Source organism: Nostoc sp. (assembly GCF_036917655.1).
GTDB lineage: Bacteria > Cyanobacteriota > Cyanobacteriia > Cyanobacteriales > Nostocaceae > Nostoc.
In genome coordinates, this window is record NZ_JBALCY010000074.1 from 305078 (window position 1) to 329114 (window position 24037).

At 42.0% G+C, this 24037-nt stretch carries 21 protein-coding genes, 1 pseudogene and 1 CRISPR repeat array; of the genes and pseudogenes, 7 read left to right on the forward strand and 15 right to left on the reverse strand.

Annotated features, from left to right (window positions below; all coding sequences use genetic code 11):
* Positions 1-86 precede the first annotated feature (86 nt).
* Positions 87-878 carry a sulfite exporter TauE/SafE family protein gene (locus tag V7K30_RS28385; RefSeq protein ID WP_335005058.1) on the forward strand — a complete coding sequence of 264 codons (792 nt, stop codon included), beginning with the start codon at positions 87-89 and terminating at the stop codon, positions 876-878.
* Positions 879-1446: 568 nt separating this feature from the next.
* Positions 1447-2439, forward strand: coding sequence for an RNA ligase (ATP) (locus V7K30_RS28390; protein ID WP_335005059.1), 993 nt, complete (start codon positions 1447-1449; stop codon positions 2437-2439).
* A gap of 66 nt (positions 2440-2505) precedes the next feature.
* On the opposite strand, the gene V7K30_RS28395 is transcribed toward V7K30_RS28390, so the two are convergent.
* Positions 2506-4005, reverse strand: a complete 1500-nt coding sequence (locus tag V7K30_RS28395; RefSeq protein ID WP_335005060.1) for an Ig-like domain-containing protein — start codon at positions 4003-4005, stop codon at positions 2506-2508.
* On the opposite strand from V7K30_RS28395, the gene V7K30_RS28400 reads away from it, so the two are divergent.
* On the forward strand, positions 3917-4135 hold the full coding sequence (locus tag V7K30_RS28400) for a hypothetical protein (RefSeq protein ID WP_335005257.1): 219 nt from the start codon (positions 3917-3919) through the stop codon (positions 4133-4135). The genes V7K30_RS28395 and V7K30_RS28400 overlap by 89 nt on opposite strands.
* 35 nt (positions 4136-4170) lie before the next feature.
* On the opposite strand, the gene V7K30_RS28405 is transcribed toward V7K30_RS28400, so the two are convergent.
* The 6 genes from V7K30_RS28405 to V7K30_RS28430 form a co-directional block, all read right to left on the reverse strand.
* On the reverse strand, positions 4171-4944 hold the full coding sequence (locus tag V7K30_RS28405; protein WP_335005062.1) for a TIGR03943 family putative permease subunit: 774 nt from the start codon (positions 4942-4944) through the stop codon (positions 4171-4173).
* Positions 4945-4997: 53 nt separating this feature from the next.
* On the reverse strand, positions 4998-6050 hold the full coding sequence (locus tag V7K30_RS28410; protein WP_335005064.1) for a permease: 1053 nt from the start codon (positions 6048-6050) through the stop codon (positions 4998-5000).
* Positions 6051-6683: 633 nt separating this feature from the next.
* Positions 6684-6842 carry a hypothetical protein gene (locus V7K30_RS28415; RefSeq protein WP_335005066.1) on the reverse strand — a complete coding sequence of 53 codons (159 nt, stop codon included), beginning with the start codon at positions 6840-6842 and terminating at the stop codon, positions 6684-6686.
* A gap of 641 nt (positions 6843-7483) precedes the next feature.
* Positions 7484-8491, reverse strand: a complete 1008-nt coding sequence (locus V7K30_RS28420) for a WD40 repeat domain-containing protein (RefSeq protein WP_335005248.1) — start codon at positions 8489-8491, stop codon at positions 7484-7486.
* Between the two features lie 147 nt (positions 8492-8638).
* Entirely contained in the window at positions 8639-8932 is a 294-nt protein-coding gene (locus V7K30_RS28425; RefSeq protein WP_335005068.1) for a hypothetical protein, read from the reverse strand.
* 364 nt (positions 8933-9296) lie between these two features.
* Positions 9297-9467, reverse strand: a complete 171-nt coding sequence (locus V7K30_RS28430) for a hypothetical protein (protein WP_335005070.1) — start codon at positions 9465-9467, stop codon at positions 9297-9299.
* A 426-nt stretch (positions 9468-9893) separates the two neighbouring features.
* Between V7K30_RS28430 and ald the strand changes: the two genes are divergently transcribed.
* Together ald and V7K30_RS28440 are read left to right on the forward strand one after the other, a co-directional pair.
* Positions 9894-10985: an alanine dehydrogenase gene (ald, locus tag V7K30_RS28435; protein WP_335005071.1), complete on the forward strand. Its 1092-nt coding sequence runs from the start codon at positions 9894-9896 to the stop codon at positions 10983-10985.
* 301 nt (positions 10986-11286) lie between these two features.
* A CRISPR array of direct repeats spans positions 11287-13517; the repeat unit is 37 nt; unit sequence ATTGCAATCCATCAAAATCCCTATTAGGGATTGAAAC.
* A gap of 147 nt (positions 13518-13664) precedes the next feature.
* A complete protein-coding gene (locus V7K30_RS28440) occupies positions 13665-14627 on the forward strand; it encodes an amino acid ABC transporter substrate-binding protein (RefSeq protein WP_335005073.1) in 963 nt (320 codons plus the stop codon).
* Between the two features lie 105 nt (positions 14628-14732).
* On the opposite strand, the pseudogene V7K30_RS34430 reads toward V7K30_RS28440, so the two are convergent.
* The 4 genes and pseudogenes from V7K30_RS34430 to V7K30_RS28460 all read right to left on the reverse strand — a co-directional run.
* A pseudogene (locus tag V7K30_RS34430) lies at positions 14733-14877 on the reverse strand (NAD(P)/FAD-dependent oxidoreductase); the annotation flags it as partial.
* A 176-nt stretch (positions 14878-15053) separates the two neighbouring features.
* The gene (gene dusB, locus V7K30_RS28450; protein ID WP_335005075.1) at positions 15054-16109 is read right to left on the reverse strand and encodes a tRNA dihydrouridine synthase DusB; all 1056 of its coding nucleotides are present in this window, start codon (positions 16107-16109) and stop codon (positions 15054-15056) included.
* 76 nt (positions 16110-16185) lie between these two features.
* The gene (locus V7K30_RS28455) at positions 16186-17019 is read right to left on the reverse strand and encodes an Rpn family recombination-promoting nuclease/putative transposase (RefSeq protein WP_335005077.1); all 834 of its coding nucleotides are present in this window, start codon (positions 17017-17019) and stop codon (positions 16186-16188) included.
* 123 nt (positions 17020-17142) lie between these two features.
* Complete coding sequence (locus tag V7K30_RS28460; RefSeq protein WP_335005079.1) at positions 17143-18000, reverse strand: acyl-CoA desaturase; 858 nt, start codon at positions 17998-18000, stop codon at positions 17143-17145.
* 129 nt (positions 18001-18129) lie between these two features.
* On the opposite strand from V7K30_RS28460, the gene V7K30_RS28465 reads away from it, so the two are divergent.
* Entirely contained in the window at positions 18130-19359 is a 1230-nt protein-coding gene (locus V7K30_RS28465; RefSeq protein WP_335005081.1) for a TetR family transcriptional regulator, read from the forward strand.
* 79 nt (positions 19360-19438) lie between these two features.
* On the opposite strand, the gene V7K30_RS28470 is transcribed toward V7K30_RS28465, so the two are convergent.
* The 4 genes from V7K30_RS28470 to V7K30_RS28485 form a co-directional block, all read right to left on the reverse strand.
* Positions 19439-19861: a hypothetical protein gene (locus V7K30_RS28470; protein ID WP_335005083.1), complete on the reverse strand. Its 423-nt coding sequence runs from the start codon at positions 19859-19861 to the stop codon at positions 19439-19441.
* Positions 19862-20543: 682 nt separating this feature from the next.
* Positions 20544-20903, reverse strand: a complete 360-nt coding sequence (locus V7K30_RS28475; RefSeq protein WP_335005084.1) for a type II toxin-antitoxin system VapC family toxin — start codon at positions 20901-20903, stop codon at positions 20544-20546.
* A 44-nt stretch (positions 20904-20947) separates the two neighbouring features.
* The gene (locus tag V7K30_RS28480; RefSeq protein ID WP_335005086.1) at positions 20948-21196 is read right to left on the reverse strand and encodes a hypothetical protein; all 249 of its coding nucleotides are present in this window, start codon (positions 21194-21196) and stop codon (positions 20948-20950) included.
* Positions 21197-21304: 108 nt separating this feature from the next.
* Positions 21305-23209: a DUF1565 domain-containing protein gene (locus V7K30_RS28485; protein ID WP_335005088.1), complete on the reverse strand. Its 1905-nt coding sequence runs from the start codon at positions 23207-23209 to the stop codon at positions 21305-21307.
* 503 nt (positions 23210-23712) lie between these two features.
* Here V7K30_RS28485 and V7K30_RS28490 point away from each other — a divergent pair.
* Positions 23713-23886, forward strand: coding sequence for a hypothetical protein (locus V7K30_RS28490; RefSeq protein ID WP_335005090.1), 174 nt, complete (start codon positions 23713-23715; stop codon positions 23884-23886).
* The last annotated feature ends 151 nt before the right edge of the window (positions 23887-24037 follow it).

Consider the following 24037-nt stretch of genomic DNA (forward strand, 5'->3'; position numbering starts at 1 on the left):
TATTTCTGATCTCTCCGTGTTCTCTGCGTCTCTGTGGTTCGATTAAAAAACTATTTTTCACAACCCCTGCACGGATTGCTATATTTATGATTGATTTTAGTTGGTTGATTTTAGTGACTGGGGGTCTAATATCTGGAGTCATAGCGGGACTTTTAGGAATCGGTGGCGGTATTATCACAATTCCTCTTTTAGTCACACTAGGTTATACTCCCGTTCAGGCGATCGCTACTAGTAGCCTTGCTATTGTGATTACTTCAATTTCTGGAAGCTTGCAGAATTGGTGGATGGGCTATCTTGACTTTAAACGAGTAATTTATTTAGGAATTCCAGCTTTCTTAACTACTGGAATAGGTGTATATTTCGCCAATAAAATTCCATCCTATATAATACTTTTTACATTTGGCATCATCCTACTCGCTAATATCTATTTGATTGAGCTTCGCAAGCAACTGGCCTTTAAGGAAATAGAGAATACAGCACCAGTATTTAACCCATTTATTTCTAAAATTGGTACTGGGGGAGCAGCAGGAATTTTGGCAGGTTTATTTGGTTTAGGTGGCGGTACGATTATGGTGCCACTGCAAATGTTGCTACTGGGAGAAGAAATTAAAGTAGCAATTCAGACTAGTTTGGGTGTGATTGTCATCACTGGTTTAGCTGCCTGCACAGGACACACATTAGAGGGAAATATTTTGTTTGTTCAAGGTATAGTTTTGGGATGTGGCGGTCTTTTAGGCGTTCAGATGAGTACTCGCACATTGCCCAAACTACCAGATTATACTGTAAGTTTAGTGCTTCGTATTTTCTTAGGAATACTATCAATTTATATTTTTTGGGAAGCTTGGATAAATTATCAACAAATAGTTACTATTTCGTAATTCGTAATATCATATAGAACTCATATTTGATTTTTGAAAAAACTCAGTACAACTCAAAGAGGCTTCTTCCCTACTCCCCACTCCCTACTCCCCATTCCCACCCTACGCAAATAATTTCAGAAATCAAATCGGATTGCTATATCTGCTTGATTACTTACTTAAACCCAGAAAACCCCACCCCGCCAAAGGCTAACGCACCCTACTACCGTGAAAAGACTAAATTTGTGCATTAGATTTATGGTTTTTGAAGCTAAAGCGCGACTATGAGTCTTTAGCTATTACACCATTTTAGCCTTGCCCATTGGTGTCAACTTAAGCGCAAACCCCTTTAAAACCTCGTTTCCAGCCTCTGGCTGGAAATGCTCTTCAATTGCGGCTCTGCCGCTAGTCTTGAGGTGGCAGCCCCCCTATAGGCATTCCCAGTCTTCGACTGGTAACGAGGGAATCTATCAAAGCTTCGTCTAGACTGGTTTTTACGTTAAGTTGACACCAATGCTAGCTGTGTGCCCATACTGTGTACTAAATTTAGAGTTTTTCTAAAATCTATTTTTTTCAAAAGAGGTGATCTATGAGTATTTTTAAAGTTGAAGTTGTCAAAATCAACAGCATTAATCCTCATCCCAATGCTGATCGGCTAGATATTGCCTCTATTGAAGGTATGGGATATCAAGTAATTATAGTCAAAGGTAGCTTTCACCCTGGGGATTTAGCTTTTTACTTTCCTATTGATAGTGTTATTCCAGAAAATTTTTTGGATGAGTTTGGTATTCGTAACTACTACTCGAAAAAACTGCGTGCTGCCAAACTTCGCGGGGTTTTTTCTGAGGGTTTGCTTATTCCCGTTGGTAATAACTTTATGGGAAATGTCGGAGACGACTACACGGAATATTTTGGTGTGACAAAGTACGAATATCCAATTCCTCAAGGGATGAGTGGGGAAGTAGAAAATTTTATTGGACATTACAAATTCCCCAGTCCAGAAAACCTGAAACGTTACAAAAACATCCTAATTGAAGGTGAAGAAGTTGTTGTAACAGAGAAGTTGCACGGAACTAACTTCACTGTTTTAGTTGATGCTGATGGCACAACTAAAATTGGCAGCCATAATTACTTCTGGAAAAACAGCGAAGTAAACAAAACATTAGTTTATATTCGTGCTTACAACGAAAACGAAGCTTTCCAGAAACTTCCGCCAGGAACTCAGATTTTTGGGGAAATCTACGGCGTACAAGATATCAAATATGGCTTGAATAATGGCAAGATTGGAATTGCTATATTTGCTGTGCGTCGCGGCAGTCATTTTCTCAATTACAGTGATTTTGTGGCTTTTTGCGATGAATTTGCTTTGCCGAGAGTACCTGTGCTTTATATCGGTGCTTACACTTGGGAAGCGGTGTCTCAGTTCAATAATGCCAATAGTGTAGTCAGTCCCAATTGCATCATGGAAGGCGTTGTTGTGCAACCAGTCATTGAGAAAACTCATCCAGAAATAGGTAGAGTAGTCTTAAAGTTGATTAGCGATCGCTATCTGCTCCGTAAGGATGGAACTGAACTCCATTAGGTTCAGCTCGATTTTTGGTGGCGATACCTTAACTGACCTTCCGAAATGGACTTACGAATTATTCTCTCAAGGTAGCCATCGGGGATGAAATCCGGCTAAGGGGAGTTGTTCTGGTTTAATTTCAACAGTCGCAGCATCAGCAATGGGTAACAGAGGCATTAACCATAGACTACTGGTAGCGATTGTATCTCCATCATCAGTTTTCAAAGTGTTTGTGGGTGATGATGCTGTTGGGTTTGTCTGCGGTACTACTTGATCAAATAACAAGCCCAAACCGTCAGAAGATAAACTCATTTGCACATTCCGTTGAGCGGGAGGCAGTACTAGCAGTGGTTTCTGTTGCCCAGTTTTCAGATCAATTGCCACCAGATAAGGCTGTTCTATATATTGCTCCTTGGATATTAGCTGTGTCAGCAAGCAGTAGAGGGTGGGTGAGGCGATGTCAAATTGGCAGCTGAGAATTGAGCCTGTAGTTTTTAACAGCTGTTTCTGGACACCTTGATTTGTCACTAAAAACAAATCTCGCGTGTAATCTGTATTAAACTTTACCATCGCTGCTTGAGAGCCATCTTTGGAGAAAGCCTGTACCAAACCAAACTGCGGCAGAAAATCTAGGGGTTTACTGGCATCACCTTGCAGTGGTAAAATTGCTGCTCCCTGTCCTTGGGCAACTGCTACGGCTTTACTATCTGGCGTAATCATAAAGTCTCCCCCCGGTTGGCTTTTCAGGCGTTTAGGGGTGGGTTTTTCTCCTGAACCGTCGCTAGTTGCTGGCATAAACCACAGTCCAAAGTCGCCGGGATTAGTTTTGTTTCCCCGCTGGATGACAATAGTTTGCCCATCAGGTGATAAGTCAAATTTCAGGTTTTGATAATCTTTACTATCTAAAACTAGGTCAACTTTGCCTCCTGGTTCTGCTTGTTGTCCAGATTTACTAGAAACGCCTGTTGTGACTGTGTACAGTTGAGCTGAAAGTAAGTCTTCGTTCTTGGTGGCGCGAGCCGAAAATAAAATTTTCTCCCCATCTGGAAATGACTCAAAGTCAATTGCTATCAAGTCTTTGGGGGTAAGTACTCTTTTTTGCTCTTGGGTTAAGTTGTATAGAACTAATCGACCCTGTTCTTCTTGATCGGTTCCTATGTAAAGAATAACGCGATCGCGTGTGCGGAAACTCCCAACAAAGGGCTGGATCACCCGATTTTTGCCTTCTTCCTGGGCAAACTTATCTTTGGCTCCCTGTAACTGCACTTTATAATTCGTGCCATAGGGTGCTGGTGTCACCAGTGTATAAACCATCCGCCGCCCAGCCCAACTGAATTTACCTGCTAGGGGTGGCTCGATTTTCAAGTTATCCTCTACGCTTTTTATTTCCATTGGGCGGCTGAAGGTGAGGGTGAAGGAGTTATCTTCAGCCCCAATCTGTTGATTTTGCCAGGTAAAGTCCCGCACACGAGCAGTCACCACATCACCTTGCAATATGATTAACCCAATCAGCACACTCAGCAGTAGCATCAGTGGGATCGCTATCCGATCCAGTGGTTGGATAAATGCTTTAGATTTAATCATTGCTTATTGGGCATTGGGCATTGGGCATGGGGCATTGGGCATGGGGCATTGGGCATTGGGCATGGGGCATTGGGCATGGGGCATTGGGCATGGGGCATGGGGCATTGAGCATTGGGCTATTGGTTGTTAGTCATCTACAAAGGACAAATGACAAATGACAAATAACTAATAACTATAAGGATTCTCCGGTTGAGGAATCTTTTTGAGAGAGGTAGCGGCAATGGTAAGTTGGCGTTTACCTGCCAAATTTTCTGTCACCATTTGTCCTTCTACTTCCAGCCAGGTATCAGGGGAATAAGCTTCTTGATTATCTTGTAGTTTGACAGGTAATCCCACAGGATAAGCATCTGCTGCACAGCAAGTTAAGACAAATCGGGCTAAGAACAAATATCCTTTTCCTAGATCGGGCGGGTGGATGACAAATCCCTGCACCTTGACTTTTTGTCCTGTATATGTATCTGGTTCTGGATAGACATTGACGGTGCGTACCCAGTCTACAAGCGATCGCTCTTCTGGACGAACAGTAGCCCGAAAGGCTTGGGGTTTGACACGTGTGCTTCCCAATAAATCAGTCGTCACACCCCTTTGCAGTGCTTTGTCACTAGCAAAAACTTGCGGTGTAATGATAAAACCTAGAATCGCTGTAGTCAACAACAAAGTACTGCCCCAACCAGGGGGAAATAAACTAATATGCTGGGTGTTTGGCGTCACATCACGGCGACGCCGCAGCCAAAGTTCCTGCATCTTGAAGAAACCAATAATGATCAAGCTGATACCAGTTACGACAACGAACCAAATGTAATTTGGGTGAATCAACAGGTTCAGCTTGTTAGTTAGCCAATATCTCAACATCAAAACGCCCCAAGCTGTAATTGCTATAGCATCCAGCCAAGGGAGTAACAGATTTAGGATTTTAGATTTGGGATTTTTGTTATTCATTAGGCATGGGGCATGGAGCATTGGTCATTCACAAATGACAAATGACTAATCTTTTAAAGAACGTGCAAGTTAAGGAAAAGGGTGAACAGAAATGTTAATTGTGCTGCTAAAGCAAATAAGTAAAAAACCGTTTTGGGTTTAAAAATGGATAACATCAAACCAATGCCTTTGATGTCAATCATTGGCCCAAACACTAGAAATGCCAACAATGAACCACTGCTAAAGGTTGAGGCAAAAGATAGAGCAAAGAAAGAATCGACTGTAGAACAAATTGACACCACGACTGCTAATATCAGCATGACCACAATTGAGGTAATAGGCCCAGCACCCAAACTGAGAATTAATTCACGGGGAGCTAGGACTTGAATAGCAGCAGCGATCGCACTTCCTACAACCATGATTCCGCCCAATTCCCGGAATTCTTGGATGCTATTATCCACAACTAGGCGCAGTTTATCTGCAAGGGGTTTATTGGAACTAGCGGTTAAGGTAGGCGGTACCAAATTAGCATCTATCCGCAAAGGTATACCTGCTTTTCCTCCTAAGATATAAGTCCCAGATTGCAAAATATTCGGTACTGTTGCTTCCTGTTGTACTTGGTAACGCTTACCACGGCGTTTGGTTTCAGGCGGCGCGGGCGGATTGAACTTCATATACCGAGCGATCGCAGGTTGGACTATGGGATTTAAGTCCTTTTGAAAACTGAAAACATACCCGATAATTGTGGCAATTGCTAACGAAAATACGACTCGTAAGACCACTATTTCTGGCTGATCTCGAAATGCTGTCCAAGTTGACCAAATTACAACTGGGTTAATTGTTGGTGCTGCTAGCAAAAAACCAATTGCGACTGGTGTGGGTACTCCCTGAATTAGGAACCGCCGCGCTACCGGTATATTCCCACACTCACACACCGGAAATAAAAAGCCGATCATGCTGCCAACTAAAGCACCCAGCAGCGGATTTTTGGGCATTCTTTCTACTAATTTGCGCTCATCAACAAAAAATAGCAGCAAACTGGAGAATAAAACCCCAAGAAGCAAAAAAGGCATCGCCTCGACTAGCAGACTTAGAAATAGCGTAAAACCATTGTTCAGTTGATTCATGGGCGTCGCAGTCAAAAGCGGTTTTGAGTTTTAGGGTTCTGCCTAGTCATTCATTCTATCGAAATGGGGATCAAAAGCAGTTCGGGAAAATTAAACATCATTTAAGTAGCAAGTTATCCAGCTTTCAAATAGCGCTCAAGCGCTGCAAACCTTTGCTTCAGCCGAGATAGTGATTTTTACCTGAGTGCATTTACTGATGATGACTATTTGTAAGATTGTCTCAGTTCAGAAATTGTTCCGATTCTAGAGGGCAAGTAGCTGCATAGATGATTTGAAATGACCTATGTTTATACTTACAGTAATTTGCTGGATAAGATATTAGCTCGGCTGTATTTTTATTAAGTATTCACAGTTATTCAACATTTGGGGATCGCTCTTGGTTGCTATCATCATTGATTTTGGCTAGTTCTGGCAAAATGTGATCTGAGCTTTGGTTGATTTTTTACTATAACAACTCTAAAAAGGCAAGACCAAAGTTTAGCTAGAACAAAAAGAAGCGTCTCAGAAGCAGAAGCGGGAGCGATGAGATGAATTTTTGGGCGATGATAGCAAAGCGGTAGCGAGTCCGCGTACCCCTACGCGGAAGCAAGCTAGCAAGAGCGTCGGAGTCCCACCCCTGAGCAATATTTGATTTTAATCAGATAAGTGATGGGGTGGGCGACGAATCGCCAAACTTTGAACTAGAGTTCTCAACGCTTCAGACATCGGTATATCCAAGCTTTGTGCAAATTCCTTTAAAAGCCCCAACTCTCTATCGTTAAGCCTTGTTTCAACTCTGTTATTTCTTGACATGGTTACGACAATTCACCGTAACTTATGATATACTTAAAACCTACAGGTTAAACCGAATTAATAGCAAACCGCTTCCTGTGCGCCGTACCTTGAAAACTCAGAGTATGGGGTTCTACCTAGTAATCAGGCACTTCTGTGTCGCTTTCTGTGGGTAGGTAAAACTCTGACATTACTAAGGAAACTGAACAATCTTTATACTCGTTCAACTGTGCAAAGGGGCGTCTCGTGCAGTCTAAACAAAGCTCAGTCAATGTCCGACGGGATACCGGGAGTCAGTGAGAAGCCTACACTGACTGCAAGCATTACAGTGTAGGAGTATGTCACCAAACACGGTAAATGCTTGCAATCCCTTCGCAAATTTCCAAAAAATCTCTAGGAAAATTCCCCCACATTTATTGACGAGCTTCGGTAATATCCATTGCTAAATCAGCACATAACCCTCTGACGCTACGTAAGGGAGTTTGAGGAGTATTTTTTGATACAAAGATTCTGCAAAATTCAATAACTCTTGCTGCTTATGTATAGGTAGCTGGCGCAGTTTTTCCAAGACTGCTTGCTCAATATTCTTATATTTATCACCTTGTCTACACCTCAATCACAACCCCAACTTATTTAATAAGTCGCAGTTCTGGTGTTCGCTGTTAATTACGTTTTTGTGGAGTTCCCCAAATCTTGACTTGTTGATCAAATCCACCACTGGCAAGAATTTTACCATTTGGACTAAAAGCGATCGCGCTTACCCAATCTGTATGTCCACTTAGGGTATTTATTAACTCCCCTGTAGTTAAATTCCACAATTTAATCCCATCTCTGCCGGCACTAGCAAGGGTTTGTCCATCGGGGTTAATAGCGATCGCATTTACCCAGTTATTATGTCCTGTAAGGGTGCGGACTAATTCTCCAGTATTAATATTCCACAGTTTTACTGTGCGATCGCGGCTAGCACTAATTAATGTTTCTCCATCTGGTGTAAAGATGACTGCGCTAACAACATTAGAATGAGCGACAAATTCACTGATTAATTTACCAGTACTCAAATTCCACAGCTTGATTACACCTTTATTATCACCACTAGCCAAGGTCTGTCCATCAGGACTAATGGCTAGGGTATAAATCGAATTATCAAATTGTACTAAAGTCCCTAGAGGGCGCTGCTGTACCAAATCCCATAGACGAATCCCATCCAAAGCTCCACTGATGAGAACTTTACTATCAGGAGACACCGCTAAAGATAATACGTTACTGGTATGTCCGACAAATGACCGACTAAATTTTAAATTTTTCAGGCTCCAGAGGTTAATCGTATTGTCATCACTACAGCTAGCGAGGGTTTGCCCATCTGGCGAAATCACTAAAGACTCTACGGCTGCTCTGTGTGCTTTGGTAATATTCGCCAACTTTTTGCCGTTTGCTGGATTCCACAGCAGAATTATACCCTCGTTTTCTGCACCTCCACTCACAAGAATTTTGCTATCTGGACTGAAAGCGAGGGATTTAACAGTTCCGTTATGTCCTCTGAGTGTGTAAAGTAGTTGGGCATTAGCAAAGCTGTTGGTAGTTTGGGAGTTTGGCGTTACTTCAATGGCAGCATGAGCTTCATGAATATAAAACCCTTCCCAGATAGTCACTGGAAGGGCAACAGCTGCCATAAATGCCAGGATAATATATGGTCGCAGAAAATTACCCCCACCTCTTCCCTGACTACTCACACTTTTTCCTCACTTTTTATATACAAACAAACCACTTAGAGTTATGAATTATCAACTCATAACTCAGCACTCATAACTCAGCACTTCCTAAAGAGGTGGTTTTTTCTTAGAAACGCTTAACATTGGTAAAGGCGCACTAGAAGAACGAGAGGGCAAATAATGTTGCACTACAGGCTCCTCTGGTAGAGGACGGCGCTGCTGGAAACGCCACAACTTAAAGGCTAGCGCTATCCCTGTCGTTCCCAAACCAAAAGCGAACAACGACCAGCTATCATTCAATCCGCCAATCAGGGCATCCATAACGCCCATCGTAATCAATATACTGATTAGTGGCTCTTTTCGGTAGGTTGACTTCAAAAAACGAGGTAATACAGCATTCATCACAGCTTGGTTGGTTCCAGTTCAGCTTTCGTGTATATTTACCAAGAATACCTCACCCGTAATTTGCCTTTCTCATCCAAGGCAGACACTAATTATGATTTTCTTTAGTAGGGGAGGAAGTGTACTCATTAATCGCCTTGTATATATTAGTTGCAAGTCTATGATATTTCAATCAATAATAGGTATTTGGATTCCTCTCTTGCTTACATTCTAGGGCACGAATTTACGAATAAGTCTAATTAAAGTATCTAGGGTGAAGTACTTTGCTATCAATTGTTAAAGTCAAAACCAACTGGTTGTTCCAGCTGGTTGAAACTCTTTTAACTACTAGCTTACAACTTCCACCTTATGCTTGTTGGTGGCACTACTTCAGACCCAGCCATGATAGTACCCCTTGATTGCTTGTATATTCAATTACCAGGGTCAAGGCGAAGCCAATCATTGCCGCTCGACCATTCAAGCGTTCAGCATATTCGTTAAAGCCAAACTTAGGCTCCTCTAGTCTAGGTGTCATTGTCGGTTGTGTTTGTGTCATTTTTAAGAACCCTTTTTTTCGGCAAACGGGACTTGATATGAGACTTCGCGGCAGTTGTCGGCGAAGTCTGGGTAGGCGGTAAAGAATTAAAGGTATTGACTGGTTCTTTTCCCCTTAACCTTTACCCTACATTTGGTAGCTTATGAACTGATTGCAGTGCTTGAATGCCAAGATGACTTGAGAAATTCAGCAAAAGCTTCCTAGTAGGGAGCTATACAATCGCTCTTTTAATAAATTGTTACTATTCTTTATATATTGTATAAATACTGGGGCATTAGTCAAGGGTAAGAGTTTGGGGCTACTCAGATTAAATTGAGAAACTTAGAACAGAGATTAGCTATCTCTAATACAGCTATCCCTTATATGGACGTAGCAAGCTTGAGATTGGCAGACTAGAGTTAAACAAAAAAATATCAGAGGCGGTATATGGAAATCGGCGTTCCCAAGGAAAATAAGGATCAAGAGTTTCGGGTAGGGTTAAGTCCTTCTAGTGTGCGGGTGCTGGGGGAAAATGGTCATAGCATCTTTGTCGAGACGCAAGCAGGTAATGGTGCTGGATTCTCAGATGACGACTACAGAAGGGCTGGAGCCGAGATTGTCCCTACATCAGAAACAGCTTGGAATCGGGAATTGGTTGTTAAAGTCAAAGAGCCGCTGACATCTGAGTATAAATTTTTGCAGAAAGGGCAGATATTATTTACTTATTTACATTTAGCAGCCGATCGCAAATTGACAGAGCATTTAATTGATTGTGGCACAACTGCGATCGCCTACGAAACTGTAGAACAACCTGGTGCTAACAAACTCCCCTTGCTCACCCCCATGAGTGTGATTGCCGGTCGGCTAGCAGTACAATTTGGGGCGAGATTCCTAGAACGTCAGCAAGGTGGTAGAGGTGTGCTTTTGGGCGGTGTGCCTGGAGTCAAACCAGGTAAAGTAGTAATTTTAGGTGGCGGCGTTGTCGGTACAGAAGCGGCTAAAATTGCGGTGGGCGTGGGTGCTAACGTACAAATTTTAGATGTGAGTGTCGAGCGCTTATCTTACTTAGAAACCCTATTTGGTTCTAGAGTCGAATTGCTTTACAGCAACTCTGCTCATATTGAAGCCGCAGTCATTGAAGCCGATTTGCTCATCGGTGCAGTTTTAGTACTGGGACGGAGGGCACCAATACTAGTATCCCGCGAATTGGTCAAACAAATGCGTCCTGGTTCTGTAATAGTTGATGTAGCCGTTGACCAAGGCGGTTGCATAGAAACTTTACATGCCACATCCCATACAAATCCGGTATACCTTGAAGAGGGTGTGGTGCATTATGGTGTTCCCAATATGCCAGGAGCAGTACCTTGGACAGCAACTCAGGCGCTCAACAACAGTACATTACCTTATGTTGTCCAGTTGGCGAATTTGGGAATTTTGGCACTGGAAGTTAACCCAGCATTAGCTAAGGGTGTGAACGTGCAGAACCATCGCTTAGTGCATCCTGCTGTGCAAGAGGTATTCCCTGATTTGGTAAATTAAGGTGTGCAAGTATTAGGCGATCGCTTATTTTAATAGAGGTAGCGATCGGTAATTAGACTAATTTCCTTGCCAAATGCGCGGATGGGTAGGTGTACAAAATCAGAAGGGGCAAAAAATGGCTGCTGCTCAATCTATACAAGGTTTTCAGGGCAATAGTACTTTTAAAACATCCGCGCACCTTATAGGGACTGGCTTTCAGCGATTTGCATCTTGTGCTATGACTATTCCCTGTGTTATGATTCACTCATTCGCGCAACTGCACCTTGAAAACCAAATACAACAGGGCTTTCAGACCCCAGCTATTGCAATCCATCAAAATCCCTATTAGGGATTGAAACTCACGGACGACGCTAAGCCATTGCTGTGATTAGGATTGCAATCCATCAAAATCCCTATTAGGGATTGAAACAAAAATATTACTGAGAATCGTTTAACTATAGATGGATTGCAATCCATCAAAATCCCTATTAGGGATTGAAACTAGATATGGATTTATAGGTGGGTGGGTGTACCTCGATTGCAATCCATCAAAATCCCTATTAGGGATTGAAACATTTGCATATGCAAATAATATAGCATTGCTTTGCATTGCAATCCATCAAAATCCCTATTAGGGATTGAAACTAAATCAGATTTTTGACAGAGCCGCATCCAATTATTGCATTGCAATCCATCAAAATCCCTATTAGGGATTGAAACCAAACGAAGAGTATTTGCGCGGCTACGAAAATGGGAATTGCAATCCATCAAAATCCCTATTAGGGATTGAAACCAGCATTCGCACCCAGCGACGCGGCAAGAAAATGAAATTGCAATCCATCAAAATCCCTATTAGGGATTGAAACCCACTAGATAAAGCCTTGAATAAAAGTAATGACGCAAGATTGCAATCCATCAAAATCCCTATTAGGGATTGAAACTTGATTGATGTTCATAGTAATGAGAGCTTTGAAATTCCCCGCACCAATGAATTGCAATCCATCAAAATCCCTATTAGGGATTGAAACTTGATTGATGCTAATGGTAAGCCAGTGATTGAAGTATTGCAATCCATCAAAATCCCTATTAGGGATTGAAACAACCTGGAACCAATGGTGAACCTGGAACTAACGGATTGCAATCCATCAAAATCCCTATTAGGGATTGAAACTAGACGTGACAGCCCAATTACAGCATTGGCTATAATTGCAATCCATCAAAATCCCTATTAGGGATTGAAACACACAAGGTAATTTATCACAGGGTAATCAACAAATTGCAATCCATCAAAATCCCTATTAGGGATTGAAACAAAGGCATTTTCTTGACTCCGGTTTTGTTTGTTGCTTATAGATTGCAATCCATCAAAATCCCTATTAGGGATTGAAACTCTTATAGCCGATTATCAGAAAAAAGCTTTAGACTGCGATTGCAATCCATCAAAATCCCTATTAGGGATTGAAACGTTCATAAAGTCGTTACCAAGTTTACTAGACTCATAGATTGCAATCCATCAAAATCCCTATTAGGGATTGAAACGCAGAAAGACAAAATGTAGTACAGGCAGAACTACAAATTGCAATCCATCAAAATCCCTATTAGGGATTGAAACAGACGCAGCGATCGCACCTGCCGAGAACCAGAAAATTGCAATCCATCAAAATCCCTATTAGGGATTGAAACTCGCAAGAGAGCGTCAACCTCTTTACATGGAAGGGGATTGCAATCCATCAAAATCCCTATTAGGGATTGAAACATAATATCATAAGAGGCGCTCAAATCAAGTGGTCTTATTGCAATCCATCAAAATCCCTATTAGGGATTGAAACATCAGGAGCAGATTCTGGGTTGATAGCAAAAGCAAATTGCAATCCATCAAAATCCCTATTAGGGATTGAAACAAACAACGGAAACTGACGTTTAATGTCTTTAAATTGCAATCCATCAAAATCCCTATTAGGGATTGAAACGCTTCTTTCTCAGTGGCTTCAACCATTCGAGGGGTCTTAATTGCAATCCATCAAAATCCCTATTAGGGATTGAAACTCTAATAGTAAAACGGCAAACTTTAACATTATCATTGCAATCCATCAAAATCCCTATTAGGGATTGAAACATCAGCAACTAAATCAAAGCTACGGATACCTTCACCATTGCAATCCATCAAAATCCCTATTAGGGATTGAAACTTGCTCTTTTTTCGATTTCAGTGACTTTTTTAGAATTGCAATCCATCAAAATCCCTATTAGGGATTGAAACACTCAATGATTGATACAAACCTGGTGTGTTGTAAGATTGCAATCCATCAAAATCCCTATTAGGGATTGAAACTAATCTTCTTGGCATGAGCCGGATTAAGACTTCTTTATTGCAATCCATCAAAATCCCTATTAGGGATTGAAACAGGTACAAGCCAATTGCCCTGGTGCTGAGATTCAAATTGCAATCCATCAAAATCCCTATTAGGGATTGAAACAAGAAAGGACACGCGAAGAACTCAGGCATCGTATTTAAGATTGCAATCCATCAAAATCCCTATTAGGGATTGAAACGCTGTTGCGCCAAGGCGCTGTCACTCTTCTCGTTTCGCAGATTGCAATAGGGTAAAATGTGAAGAATCATTTCTAGAACTGCTTATTTGACAATTGACAGAGATAATTTTTTTACTTTGATATTTGTGGATGCCCAAAGATTTGAATATGTTTGTTAATACTAAAGTAAATCTCTCGTGTTTACCTGCTTTTACTAAGTCGAAGATATATAGAAATCTTGCGCCTGTAATATTCGGTTTGATATTACCAGCATTCATGCCTGGTGTTGCAGGGGCAGAGACTGTGATGCAAAAAGTAGCACGGACAGGAGTATTAACGGCTGGTACAAGTAGAGATGCTTTACCTTTTGCATACTCTGACAGTCAAGGAAAATTGATTGGTTATTCTGTGGATATGCTGACTTTGATCCAGAAGCAGTTAGAGAAAGAATTAGGCAAAAAAATTAAACTTGAATTAGTTGGAGTTACCCCAGCAGAAAGGATTCCCAAGATAATTAACCGACAAGTTGATATTGTCTGTGATGCTAGTAGTTTTACTTGGGAGCGAGATAAAAAGGTTGATTTTTCAATCAGCTATGGTGTAACAGGTACTCAAATCTTAATTAAGAAGGACAGCAATTTAGGTTCGCCGGAATCTCTGATTAACAAGCGTGTGGCTGTGCTAGCTGGAACTACCAACGAACAAGCCATCAAGCAGATACAACCCCAAGCTAAACTTGTATATTTTAAGACTAGAGCAGAAGGATTTGCTGCTTTAGAACAGGGTAAAATTGATGCTTTTGCATCCGATAGCATTATTTTAGAGGGATGGTTACAAACAGCAAAAAATCAAGATAGTTTTGCCATCGTACCTCCTCGTCCTTATTCACGAGAAGGAATTGCTTGTATGGTTCCTGAGAATAACTCTAAATTCCTCGGCTCAGTGAATTATTCCCTTGTCAAGTTTATGCAAGGGTTTGTTAATAAAAATCCCAAATATGTTGCGATTTTTGACCGTTGGTTTGGTTCTCAAGGTGTTATATTTCTAAATCGAGACTTACGTGATTTAGCTGTGGAAACTATGCAATTGACGATCGAGTTTTACGAAGAGATTCCCCAGAAAGATTTGTAGGCTGTAGTTGGTATTGATGGTGAAAAAATTTGAGATAGACTTTTTCCTGGAACAACTAATTTTCACCCAAGATTTCCCACCAACACGGCACTCATTACTCCAATAGACCTTGGTTTGAGTGTGAATAACCACGCTCAATTTTTGCAAAGATTCTGCTGCTACTTTCGATAATTCTGGCGCAATGTGTGGGAGGATGGAGAATGCGATCGCACCCTTGCAATAGTAAAATTCTCCCTTCTGAGGTTTTGATATCGCTACAGCAGATAATACCCCGTATGGTGGAACTTGCAATAGTAAAATTCTCGCTTCTGAGGTTTTGATGCTGCGGAAATCTTCTGTGAGAGTGAGGCAATAGGCAAGAGGGTTTTAGCCTAGTTTATCTTTCTTTACATAGTCGGGTTTTATTGTGCCGACTTACTTAGTTTTTTAAAGCATCACCAAATTACCTTCAGTTTCTTCCTCTAATTCATAACCATTAGCCAGTTTTTCAATTGCTTGGTCAATCATTGCCAAACCTTGATCTACTTTTTCAACTAAACTTAGCTGTCCTCGGAGTTCGGCAGCACCAACGAAACCTTTAGCATACCAAGTCATGTGCTTACGGGCTTGACGTACACCGCGATCGCCTTTATATTCCCATAAGGCTTGTAGATGATCTCTTGCACATTCCAAACGCCCAATTGGGGTTGGTGTCGGTAATATCTCCCCAGTTTTCAGGAAGTGATCAATTTCTCCCACCAAAAAGGGATAACCCAAAGTTCCACGGGAACACATCACACCATCAGCGCCAGTTTGCTCTAAACATCTCACCGCCGCTTCAACGGAGAAAATATCTCCATTCCCAATCACTGGGATAGAAAGCACTTCTTTCACACGGGTAATCCATTCCCAACGGGCATTGCCATTGTATCCTTGGGCGCGGGTGCGTCCATGTACCGTAATCATTTTCGCCCCGGCATCTTCCATCCGCTTGGCAAAGTCGAGAATAGTAATTTCGTTGTCATTCCAGCCAATACGGGTTTTTACTGTCACAGGGACATCAACAGCTTTTACCACTTCCCGCACAATTGCCTCTGCTACTTCCGGTTGCCGCAACAACGAAGAACCGCCACCATTTTTAGTGATTTTATTTACCGGACAACCCATATTAATATCAACAGTATCAGCACCTTCGGCAACTGCCTTGATTGCTGCTTCTGCTAGGAAATCGGGACGACAATCAAATAGTTGAACGCTAATTGGGCGTTCATTGGGGTCTACCTCCATGATTTTGGGTAACTGCTTGACATAATGCAACCCCGTAGCATTCACCATTTCGGTATACATCATCGAATCTGGTGCATAGCGACGCACGAGACGGCGAAACACCATATCTGTCACTCCAGATAAAGGTGACTGGAGAACCCGACTTTTTACCTCAAACGAGCCAATTTTGAGGGGTTGGGAGAGTCTAGCTTGGAGAATGGGAGACAGCGAAATCATATAAAAAATTAAAAATTGCGGGAATGAAAAATAGCAGAAATATTTAGGGGTATCTCTGATCAGTGCTAATTGTAGGTTACATATCCTGACTTGGAGGCTGTTTTTGCATTTCTTGCTGAACCTCCTCTAAACTCAAACCTAGCTCTTTCGCTGTTTCTTCAAAACTCAATCCCAATTTCAATAACAAAGGGATCATTCTAAACTTTTCTTCACGCGCTCCTTCTTGCTTGCCTTCTTGCTTGCCTTCTTGCTTACCTTCTTGCTTGCCTTCTTGATAAACTCGTGTTTGTTTCAAATCACTTAACCCAAACATACCTTCAATCTCCTTTCGACTCATCGTCGGAAACTTGTAAACTAATATTGTCTCTATCAATTCTAGTAACTTCCGCCGTTGTGGTTCAATGTTAATTTCTTGCTGAGTTCTATCTATTAACTGCCTAGCAGATGTAATTGCTGTGTCCTCTTCATCGACAACTAATTTCATCGTAGCAATTCCAACTGGCAGCGATGCTGTTTCACCTAATTCATTGAGATAAATGCGACTTACACGCTGGCTGTCGAAAAATTCACTGTAATTCTTGATATCTGCTGTATCTAGACTGCGATTGGGATAGATAACTACTCCTCGCCAAGAATTTTTAGGTTTATTTTGGCGTAAGTATAAAAAGATTTCTGAAAATAGGCGTGAATAAATTTCTGTGTCGGTTTGAAACTGCACTTCAACAAAGTAAATCGGATTTTCTTCCCCTTGTGTTGGGAGAAAAACGCCATCTATGCGGAATGCAGTTTGCTTGATTTCGATTGAGGAAAATTTATAACCCTCTGCGGTTTCGGGTGAGTTGCCAATTAATTCAAAAAAGATGGCAGGAAATTCTTGAAAAAGGCGATAAAAAATACTGTCAGTTTTCACGCTTGATGTATTTGCTGAAAGTTGCCCCGTTAATATTTTACCGTGAAATACTACTGATAAAAATTAGTAAGCCGACTGCGGGAAGCAATCGGCATAACAAATTCATGATAATTTAGTTGCAATTTAGCCGTGAGTTGCACCTTGAGGAGGACGCGAGACAACTTTTTTGGCTAAACCCAAAGTCTGCAAAACTAGGATGCTCCACCAAGTAACATCAATCTCCCACCAAGACAACCCAGATTTTGCCATGTGGGGATAAGTATGATGGTTGTTGTGCCATCCTTCTCCATAGGTGACGATGGATACCCACCAAAGATTACGAGCGCCATCATTGGCATCAAAAGTGCGATAACCCCACAGGTGGGATGCTGAATTCACAAACCAGGTTGAGTGCCAAAGCAAGACACACCTAACAAACACTCCGTAGAACACAAAAGACCATCCTCCTAAGGCATATAGCAGCAGCCCAAAGGGTATTTGCAAAACCAAGAAGTAGCGATCCAGCCAGCAATAAAAGGGTTGTCTGGCTAGATCAGGGGCATATTTTTTATAGGTTTCATAGTCAAAAAATTCTGGACGCGGGTAGAAAATCCACAATATATGGCTCCACCAAAATCCTCTTTGGGCAGAATAGGGATCTAAGTTGATATCTTCTGTGTGGGCGTGATGCTGGCGGTGTCCACCTACCCAAAAAATTGGCCCGCCTTGCAAAGCCAGCGCTCCAATGAGGGCGATCGCATACTCTAACCACTTGGGAACCTGGAAACTCCGATGGCTCAGTAGTCGGTGATATCCCAGGCAAATACCAATGCTCCCGAATAACCAGTGTAGAAACACTAGCAAACCTAATGCTGGCCAGGAGAAAAACCAAGGAGCCAGAAGTGCTAAAGCATGAAATGCAGCAAAAAATACCACATTTGTCCAACTGAGTCGAGGTGAGTTGCCTCTCTCAGGGGCGATCGCCCCAAAATTTGCGGTCATAAAAATTCCTGTTGATGGATGATAAAGCGATTTGCTTGTCACCCGTAGGGTAGAGTAAAGCAAGTATCACTTACATTTGTTATGCTAGCAGAACTCTGATATCCGTGCAAGTGCCACTTGCATTTCTTTATGTCGTCTCAACTCATTTCCACTCGTCAACGCCTGATTCAAGCTGCACTTGAGTTGTTTTCTGCTCAGGGAGTTAGCGCTACCACAACCCGCCAAATCGCTGAAAAAGCCGAAGTCAACGAAGTGACTCTATTTCGGAATTTTGGCAATAAGCATGGACTGCTTTTAGCTGTGCTGGAAGAATCCGCAGCCTTTAAGGATTTAGGTGAGTCGCTGGTGCGGCGGGCAACGCCTCCCGGCAATGTCTACCAAGCTCTTAAAGATTATGCAAGTGACAGCTTACATGCACTAGAACGAGTGCCAGAGTTCGTCCGGTCTGTGGTAGGTGAAGCCGACCAATTCCCGGCAGAAAATCGCCGCGCACTAGGCAGGGGAGTAACAGAGGCAAACCGCTATGTAGCCCAGTATTTAGCTACTGTAATCCAGCAAGGACACTTAAATACCTATTTACCCGCAGAAAAATTAGCCAGTTTGCTGAATGGGATGATCTTGGGATATGCCGTAATTGAGTTCACCAGCGAATTTCATGAACTTTGGGAGGATCGGGATGATTTTCTGGAAAATCTGGTGGAGTTGTTTTTACATGGAGCGATGTCATCTTCAGCGGAATCAGCAACAAACTCTTTACAAGGAGGTTTTATTACCACAGAAGTAGCTGATTTACCAGCTAGTTTAGTTCACGGAATTCTGCAACAAGCTCGGAAATTGGGAATGCGAGATTATGCTTTGGCTTATGTGTTGTTTGGGGCTGGATTATCTGCCACAGAAATAATTAGCTTGGAGCGATCGCACCAAATTTATGATACTCAAGGGTACTTTTTGCAAATCATCATCCCAGGATTTGTCCGTCAAGTACCTGTAAATCAGTGGATTTTGAGCAAACGCTATGGCTCTTTTACGAATAATCCCTTAATCAAATGGCTGAAAAGCCGTAAAGATGCTCAAACAGCGATGTTTTTGAATGAAACAGGCAAACCGCTTTCAGAATCAGAGCTTCAGATACGTTGGGAAATATGGAGTCAAGGATTGTTAACTCCCCAAGGACAAACCCCAGTTGTAGCCCAGGCACAACAAACTTGGCGCGTAGAAATGTTAATGCGGGGAATCAGCTTAGAAAACTTGACTATTTTAACAAGTTGCGATCGCAGCCAATTACAACCCTATGCCCGCCGAGCCAAAGAAAAAGCCGCCCTAGAGCAAGCCACCCGTTTGGATCATAAGCCAGGATAGGGAGTGGGGAGATTACTTATGAGTGAACAGTGAACTGATAACTGATAACTGAATCGGTCAGCATGATGCAGTTAAAGGATTAAGGTAAAACAATAGAGGTTTCTTTACCATTGTTGTTTGCACCATTCAAGATTGTAGCTGTACTCTCAGATAGGGATTGGGTGTTGCTCAAACGGTGTGATAATTTCTTGCGTGGCTTGCCTCCCGCCTGGATATATTGCAAACTGTCTTTGCCATAATGGGTTGCCACACTCATTAACATCTTTTCAGAGTAGCCGCGCAATTCTTCTTCAATTAGAGAGAGGCGACCTGCCATTTCATCTAGGCTAGAGAGTGAAGTATTGTAGGTAGATAGCTCGGTTTGCAAAGTTTGGATGCGGCTGTCGTAGTCTGTCAAATTTAATCCATTGCCAAATTCTAGCGTAGAGCTAATTGATCGCATTCCTGCAATTCGACGTAGAGCTTTTTCGAGAGAGGGTGAACTGCGTTTTAGTCGTGCCATGAAATGCGCTCCTGAAGGAGGTTATAGGGTTACTGCATATACTCTAGCCAATGCAACCATAAACTTCTCTGAGAAATAATTCGGAAAAATTAAAGCAAATTAAAATCGACTTGATTATTTTTAGTGAATTATACTGAAATTTTTATTTTATTTGTTAAAAAAGCTACTTAATATTAGCAATAAATACCTCGAAGTCGTCTTGGAGTACTTCAAAGTCATGTCGAGGTACTTGAAAGTCGTGTTGGAGTTCTTGAAAGTCATGTCGAGGTACTTGAAAGTCGTGTTGGAGTGCTTCAAAGTCATGTCGAGGTACTTGAAAGTCGTGTTGGAGTGCTTCAAAGTCATGTCGAGGTACTTGAAAGTCGTGTTGAGGTACTTTGAAATCGTGTCGGAGTATTAGAGGATGGTTTTCTTCGGCTTAACCCGACTTACGGCAAAGGCGATCGCGCTGAAAAGGATCATAAATATAATTCAACTACAAATATTTGCTAACTGTGCGATCGCCCTCTGCCTCACTTAAGAGGATGTTTGAAAAGTCTACGCTTGTATCTAGATCCCCCCTAGCCCCCCTTAAAAAGGGGGGAATAACGTTCTCAAAGTCCTCCAATTTATCGGAGGATTTAGGAGGATCTAAAGTTTTGGATACCTCAGTCACCACTTTTCAAACAACCTCTAACAGCCCCTACAGCAACTTCACAAAACCTGCTTGTTCAAAGTGGCGATCGCTCGTAAATGCCTGAGTTATCTGCTCACTCAGCATGACAACAAAAGTGGTGCAATCGGTTAACCCCCAGCTTTTGTCTAAACGTTGACTGTAAAGAAGCCAACCATTCGCTAGCAAATCCTCACTAAGAGGAATAATTCGTAAAATCGGGGCTTGTCTTAAACGGTTAATATACTTGATAGTATTTGACCGCAAGTTTGGAGCGGTAAGGGCATCGGCTACTTCCAGTAGCACAAACTCAGTCGTAACTAATCTTGCCTTTTGGGTCAGCAAATCACCCATAATCTGGGTTGCCCGAGCATGAAACTCGTCATCCATATTAGCCAGTGCAATCTATGCTGCTGTGTCAATAAAAACTTGCACTAAACCTCATCTTTATGTTTGGATGTGCCGTACAAATAATGGTCATGTTGGTGGGCTAAATCACCAATGCCAGTATGAACCTGACAGTCATTTAAAAGTTGAGCAAAATCACCCCAGGCTGAATCTTCAATCGGTGGTTCATTTCCTTCTTGCAGGAACACAATCATCACTTTTTGTCCATTGCGTCCAGCAATTGGCTTGTCAGGGCAAACTACACCCTCTTGAAATGTTCCTTCTACAGCTAACATGGCGACTTTCTCCGTCCTCTTTCTCAATAATTGTCCCCTAAAAATTTAAATCGTGGGTAGACCATTACAAACTGAAAGTATCCTCCGCCTCTTTTGCCCCATGCTCAATTAATTCAATGGCTCCATAATGGCTCTTAAACCTTTTTTAGAGAGTGTTTTGAGCATTTCTTTAGCGTTATATTCACTGCTAAATACTCCTGCTTGCATAACTCTTTGACCTTGCCAAACTGTGGGAAACGCATCAGGAGCAAGCGATCGCACTAAATCTTTATCCCTATCAGTGAAGAGTGGAACTACCACGCGATAACGGATACCGAATTGTGTCGCAGAGTTACCGCGATAAGGCATAGTTGCAGAACTTGTTCGCATATTGCGAGTATTAGCAATGGGGATATTGCTATCAGGAAGTGGTAAAAGTGCTTCAGCATTTGAGGCAGCAGCTTCTAGTATTGGTAATGGCTGCTGTGTTTGATCCCTCACGCTCGAAACTGGTGCTTGTGCGACTGAATTGGATGGGGACTGAGGAGCAGTAAACTCAATCGTATTGGGATCGATTCGTACATAATTCAACTGTGGCGGATCAGGTGGCTCTGCTGGACTGGAAGTTGCAACTCTTAAGGTGTTAGTTGGTATTTGTCTACCTGACAAGCTGCTAGGAGTAGGAAAACCGGCAACTTTAGAGGTGGCTTGCTGTTGATTGGATATGGGCGCTGAAAGTGGTATATTAGCTGGCAACAATGGCAGCAGTTGACTGTTTAATTGTCCAGTCACACGATTATTTGCTGAAATGCTGTTGCTGGTTTGCCCATTGGTAGTTTCAGAGATTTCGGGAGCCGAGAAGGTGATTTCGGCAGTTGGTGGTATTTCTCGTAACACATTGTTGGGCACAGGGGCAGATTGAGAACTTTGATCTACTAGTGCGGTTGTACCGTTAATATCTATCTTGCCAGTGATGCGATCGCTCACAAGGTTATTACCAGCAGCAGAAACCACCTGTTTAGCAGCACTAGCGTTAATGTCGTAGCGGGCATTATTTTGAAATTGATTACCCCCAGGTTCGGATGCACTACCTAAATCTGGCATTGCTTGAGCGATCGCAACTAAACCATCTTCTTTATTATCTTGAATAATATTATTCCGCAAAATCGGACGGGCATTTGCTTGCACCACAATTCCTGTTCTATTGTTCTGAATTTGATTGCCGATGATTACAGGAGCGGCATTTTGGGCAATATTGATGCCAAAACCCGTTTGATGAAAGACATTTTCCTTGACTTTAGGACTGGAGTTACCGGCAATTGTGATGCCATTGGCTCCATTGCGATCGAAGTAATTCTTACTAATGGTAGGTGCAGCATTACCACTGACGGAAATCCCATCCTGGGTACTACCAGTAAATGTATTCTCCGCGATTACCGGATTGCTAGATTCAATCCATAAACCGTAACCACGGGGGTTCGAGTTCGTCACCGTCACCCCAGTCAGTAAGGCTTGGTTTGCTCCAACAATTGTGACATTTTGACCGGCAAAGCTCCGACTCAGGTAATCACCACCTCCCTGAATGATAATATCCTTACCTTGATTGCTAGGGTTGCCTTGAATTGAAACACCCGGTTTCATCATTAAAGGGAATATTTCTCCTGTCTCGGCGCTATAAGTGCCCGTAGAGAGCATAATTACAGTATTGGCGTTAGCTAATCGCAACGCTTTGGTAATCGTTTTCACAGGAGCGGATTCGCTGCCATTACCTGCGCTGTCATCTCCGCCATTCGGGTTGACAAACAGCACGTTAACCTGAGAAATTGTTTTCTCACCCAGAGGTGCTGAATTTGGTGTCGATGGAATTTGAGCGATCGCGCTACCCAGGAACGCCAAACTTGCCGCTCCCATACATACGGTAAAAGATAATACTGAAAAACTAAAAAATAAAAGCCTTGCTGATTCCAGAAACTTCAGCTTTGCAAGCATAACATCTCCTCTACGGTACTCGGTAAACACACGAAGGAGAATCATATTTAACACAACTCCTTAGAAGTAACAATAAATTCTTATACTCTCAGAGAGTATTATGTCGATAATATTACTCACATATTGACCGATTGGCGATATTTAATACAGAGTCATAAACGAAGCGATTGGAGACTAGCAAGAGGTAGGGAGTAGAGTATACCTGTCAAGATACGTGTAAGCATCGTAAAACTAAGAATTATTACCTCGATTTAATTTTGGCGTTAGGCTTTGCGCTTGCCGTAAGCATCGCCTATGTATTAGTTTTCTACCGCCTAAAAATTTTCAACATCTCATTCCTTGCCAAAGTCAAAGATGTATTTAAAGGGCTGCTGTCTCTAGATAGGCATTTTTATATGGAGTATAGGAACGAGATAATACCGATTACCTGTGAGGTTGCATAGAACAAGAGGCTTAAGCTCCAAGTCTGGCCAAGGCTGATTTTGTGCAGTCTCACAAAGAATTGGTATAATCTAAGTACAGTTTTACGTAAAAGCGTAGCGTTTTTAATGCATCTTGATGCATTGGCATTGCAGGGAGACGCATTAACATTGCATCTTGATGCATTGGCATTGTATCGGGATGCATTAGCATTGCAGGGGGACGCATTAACATTGCATCTTGATGCATTGGCATTGTATCGGGATGTATTAGCATTGCAGGGGGACGCATTGGCATTGTAAGGTATTGCCAAATTTAATTCGCTACGAATTAATTAAATGCTGTACTAAGTTTTTTTAATTTATTGAAAATAATCTTCTGTTAATGGTTTTTTATTTATTGTTTTTTGACTACATGTTATTTAATCATCAACAAACACTTTTTAATTTGATA

Bases quoted from the DNA above. Each gene is read 5' to 3' on its own strand.
- V7K30_RS28385 (WP_335005058.1), top strand. From the start codon at position 87: ATGATTGATTTTAGTTGGTTGATTTTAGTGACTGGGGGTCTAATATCT.
- V7K30_RS28390 (WP_335005059.1), top strand. From the start codon at position 1,447: ATGAGTATTTTTAAAGTTGAAGTTGTCAAAATCAACAGCATTAATCCT.
- V7K30_RS28400 (WP_335005257.1), top strand. From the start codon at position 3,917: ATGATTAACCCAATCAGCACACTCAGCAGTAGCATCAGTGGGATCGCT.
- V7K30_RS28395 (WP_335005060.1), bottom strand. From the start codon at position 4,005: ATGATTAAATCTAAAGCATTTATCCAACCACTGGATCGGATAGCGATC.
- V7K30_RS28405 (WP_335005062.1), bottom strand. From the start codon at position 4,944: ATGAATAACAAAAATCCCAAATCTAAAATCCTAAATCTGTTACTCCCT.
- V7K30_RS28410 (WP_335005064.1), bottom strand. From the start codon at position 6,050: ATGAATCAACTGAACAATGGTTTTACGCTATTTCTAAGTCTGCTAGTC.
- V7K30_RS28415 (WP_335005066.1), bottom strand. From the start codon at position 6,842: ATGTCAAGAAATAACAGAGTTGAAACAAGGCTTAACGATAGAGAGTTG.
- V7K30_RS28420 (WP_335005248.1), bottom strand. From the start codon at position 8,491: ATGGCAGCTGTTGCCCTTCCAGTGACTATCTGGGAAGGGTTTTATATT.
- V7K30_RS28425 (WP_335005068.1), bottom strand. From the start codon at position 8,932: ATGAATGCTGTATTACCTCGTTTTTTGAAGTCAACCTACCGAAAAGAG.
- V7K30_RS28430 (WP_335005070.1), bottom strand. From the start codon at position 9,467: ATGACACAAACACAACCGACAATGACACCTAGACTAGAGGAGCCTAAG.
- ald (WP_335005071.1), top strand. From the start codon at position 9,894: ATGGAAATCGGCGTTCCCAAGGAAAATAAGGATCAAGAGTTTCGGGTA.
- V7K30_RS28440 (WP_335005073.1), top strand. From the start codon at position 13,665: ATGTTTGTTAATACTAAAGTAAATCTCTCGTGTTTACCTGCTTTTACT.
- dusB (WP_335005075.1), bottom strand. From the start codon at position 16,109: ATGATTTCGCTGTCTCCCATTCTCCAAGCTAGACTCTCCCAACCCCTC.
- V7K30_RS28460 (WP_335005079.1), bottom strand. From the start codon at position 18,000: ATGACCGCAAATTTTGGGGCGATCGCCCCTGAGAGAGGCAACTCACCT.
- V7K30_RS28465 (WP_335005081.1), top strand. From the start codon at position 18,130: ATGTCGTCTCAACTCATTTCCACTCGTCAACGCCTGATTCAAGCTGCA.
- V7K30_RS28470 (WP_335005083.1), bottom strand. From the start codon at position 19,861: ATGGCACGACTAAAACGCAGTTCACCCTCTCTCGAAAAAGCTCTACGT.
- V7K30_RS28475 (WP_335005084.1), bottom strand. From the start codon at position 20,903: ATGGATGACGAGTTTCATGCTCGGGCAACCCAGATTATGGGTGATTTG.
- V7K30_RS28480 (WP_335005086.1), bottom strand. From the start codon at position 21,196: ATGTTAGCTGTAGAAGGAACATTTCAAGAGGGTGTAGTTTGCCCTGAC.
- V7K30_RS28485 (WP_335005088.1), bottom strand. From the start codon at position 23,209: ATGATTCTCCTTCGTGTGTTTACCGAGTACCGTAGAGGAGATGTTATG.
- V7K30_RS28490 (WP_335005090.1), top strand. From the start codon at position 23,713: ATGCATCTTGATGCATTGGCATTGCAGGGAGACGCATTAACATTGCAT.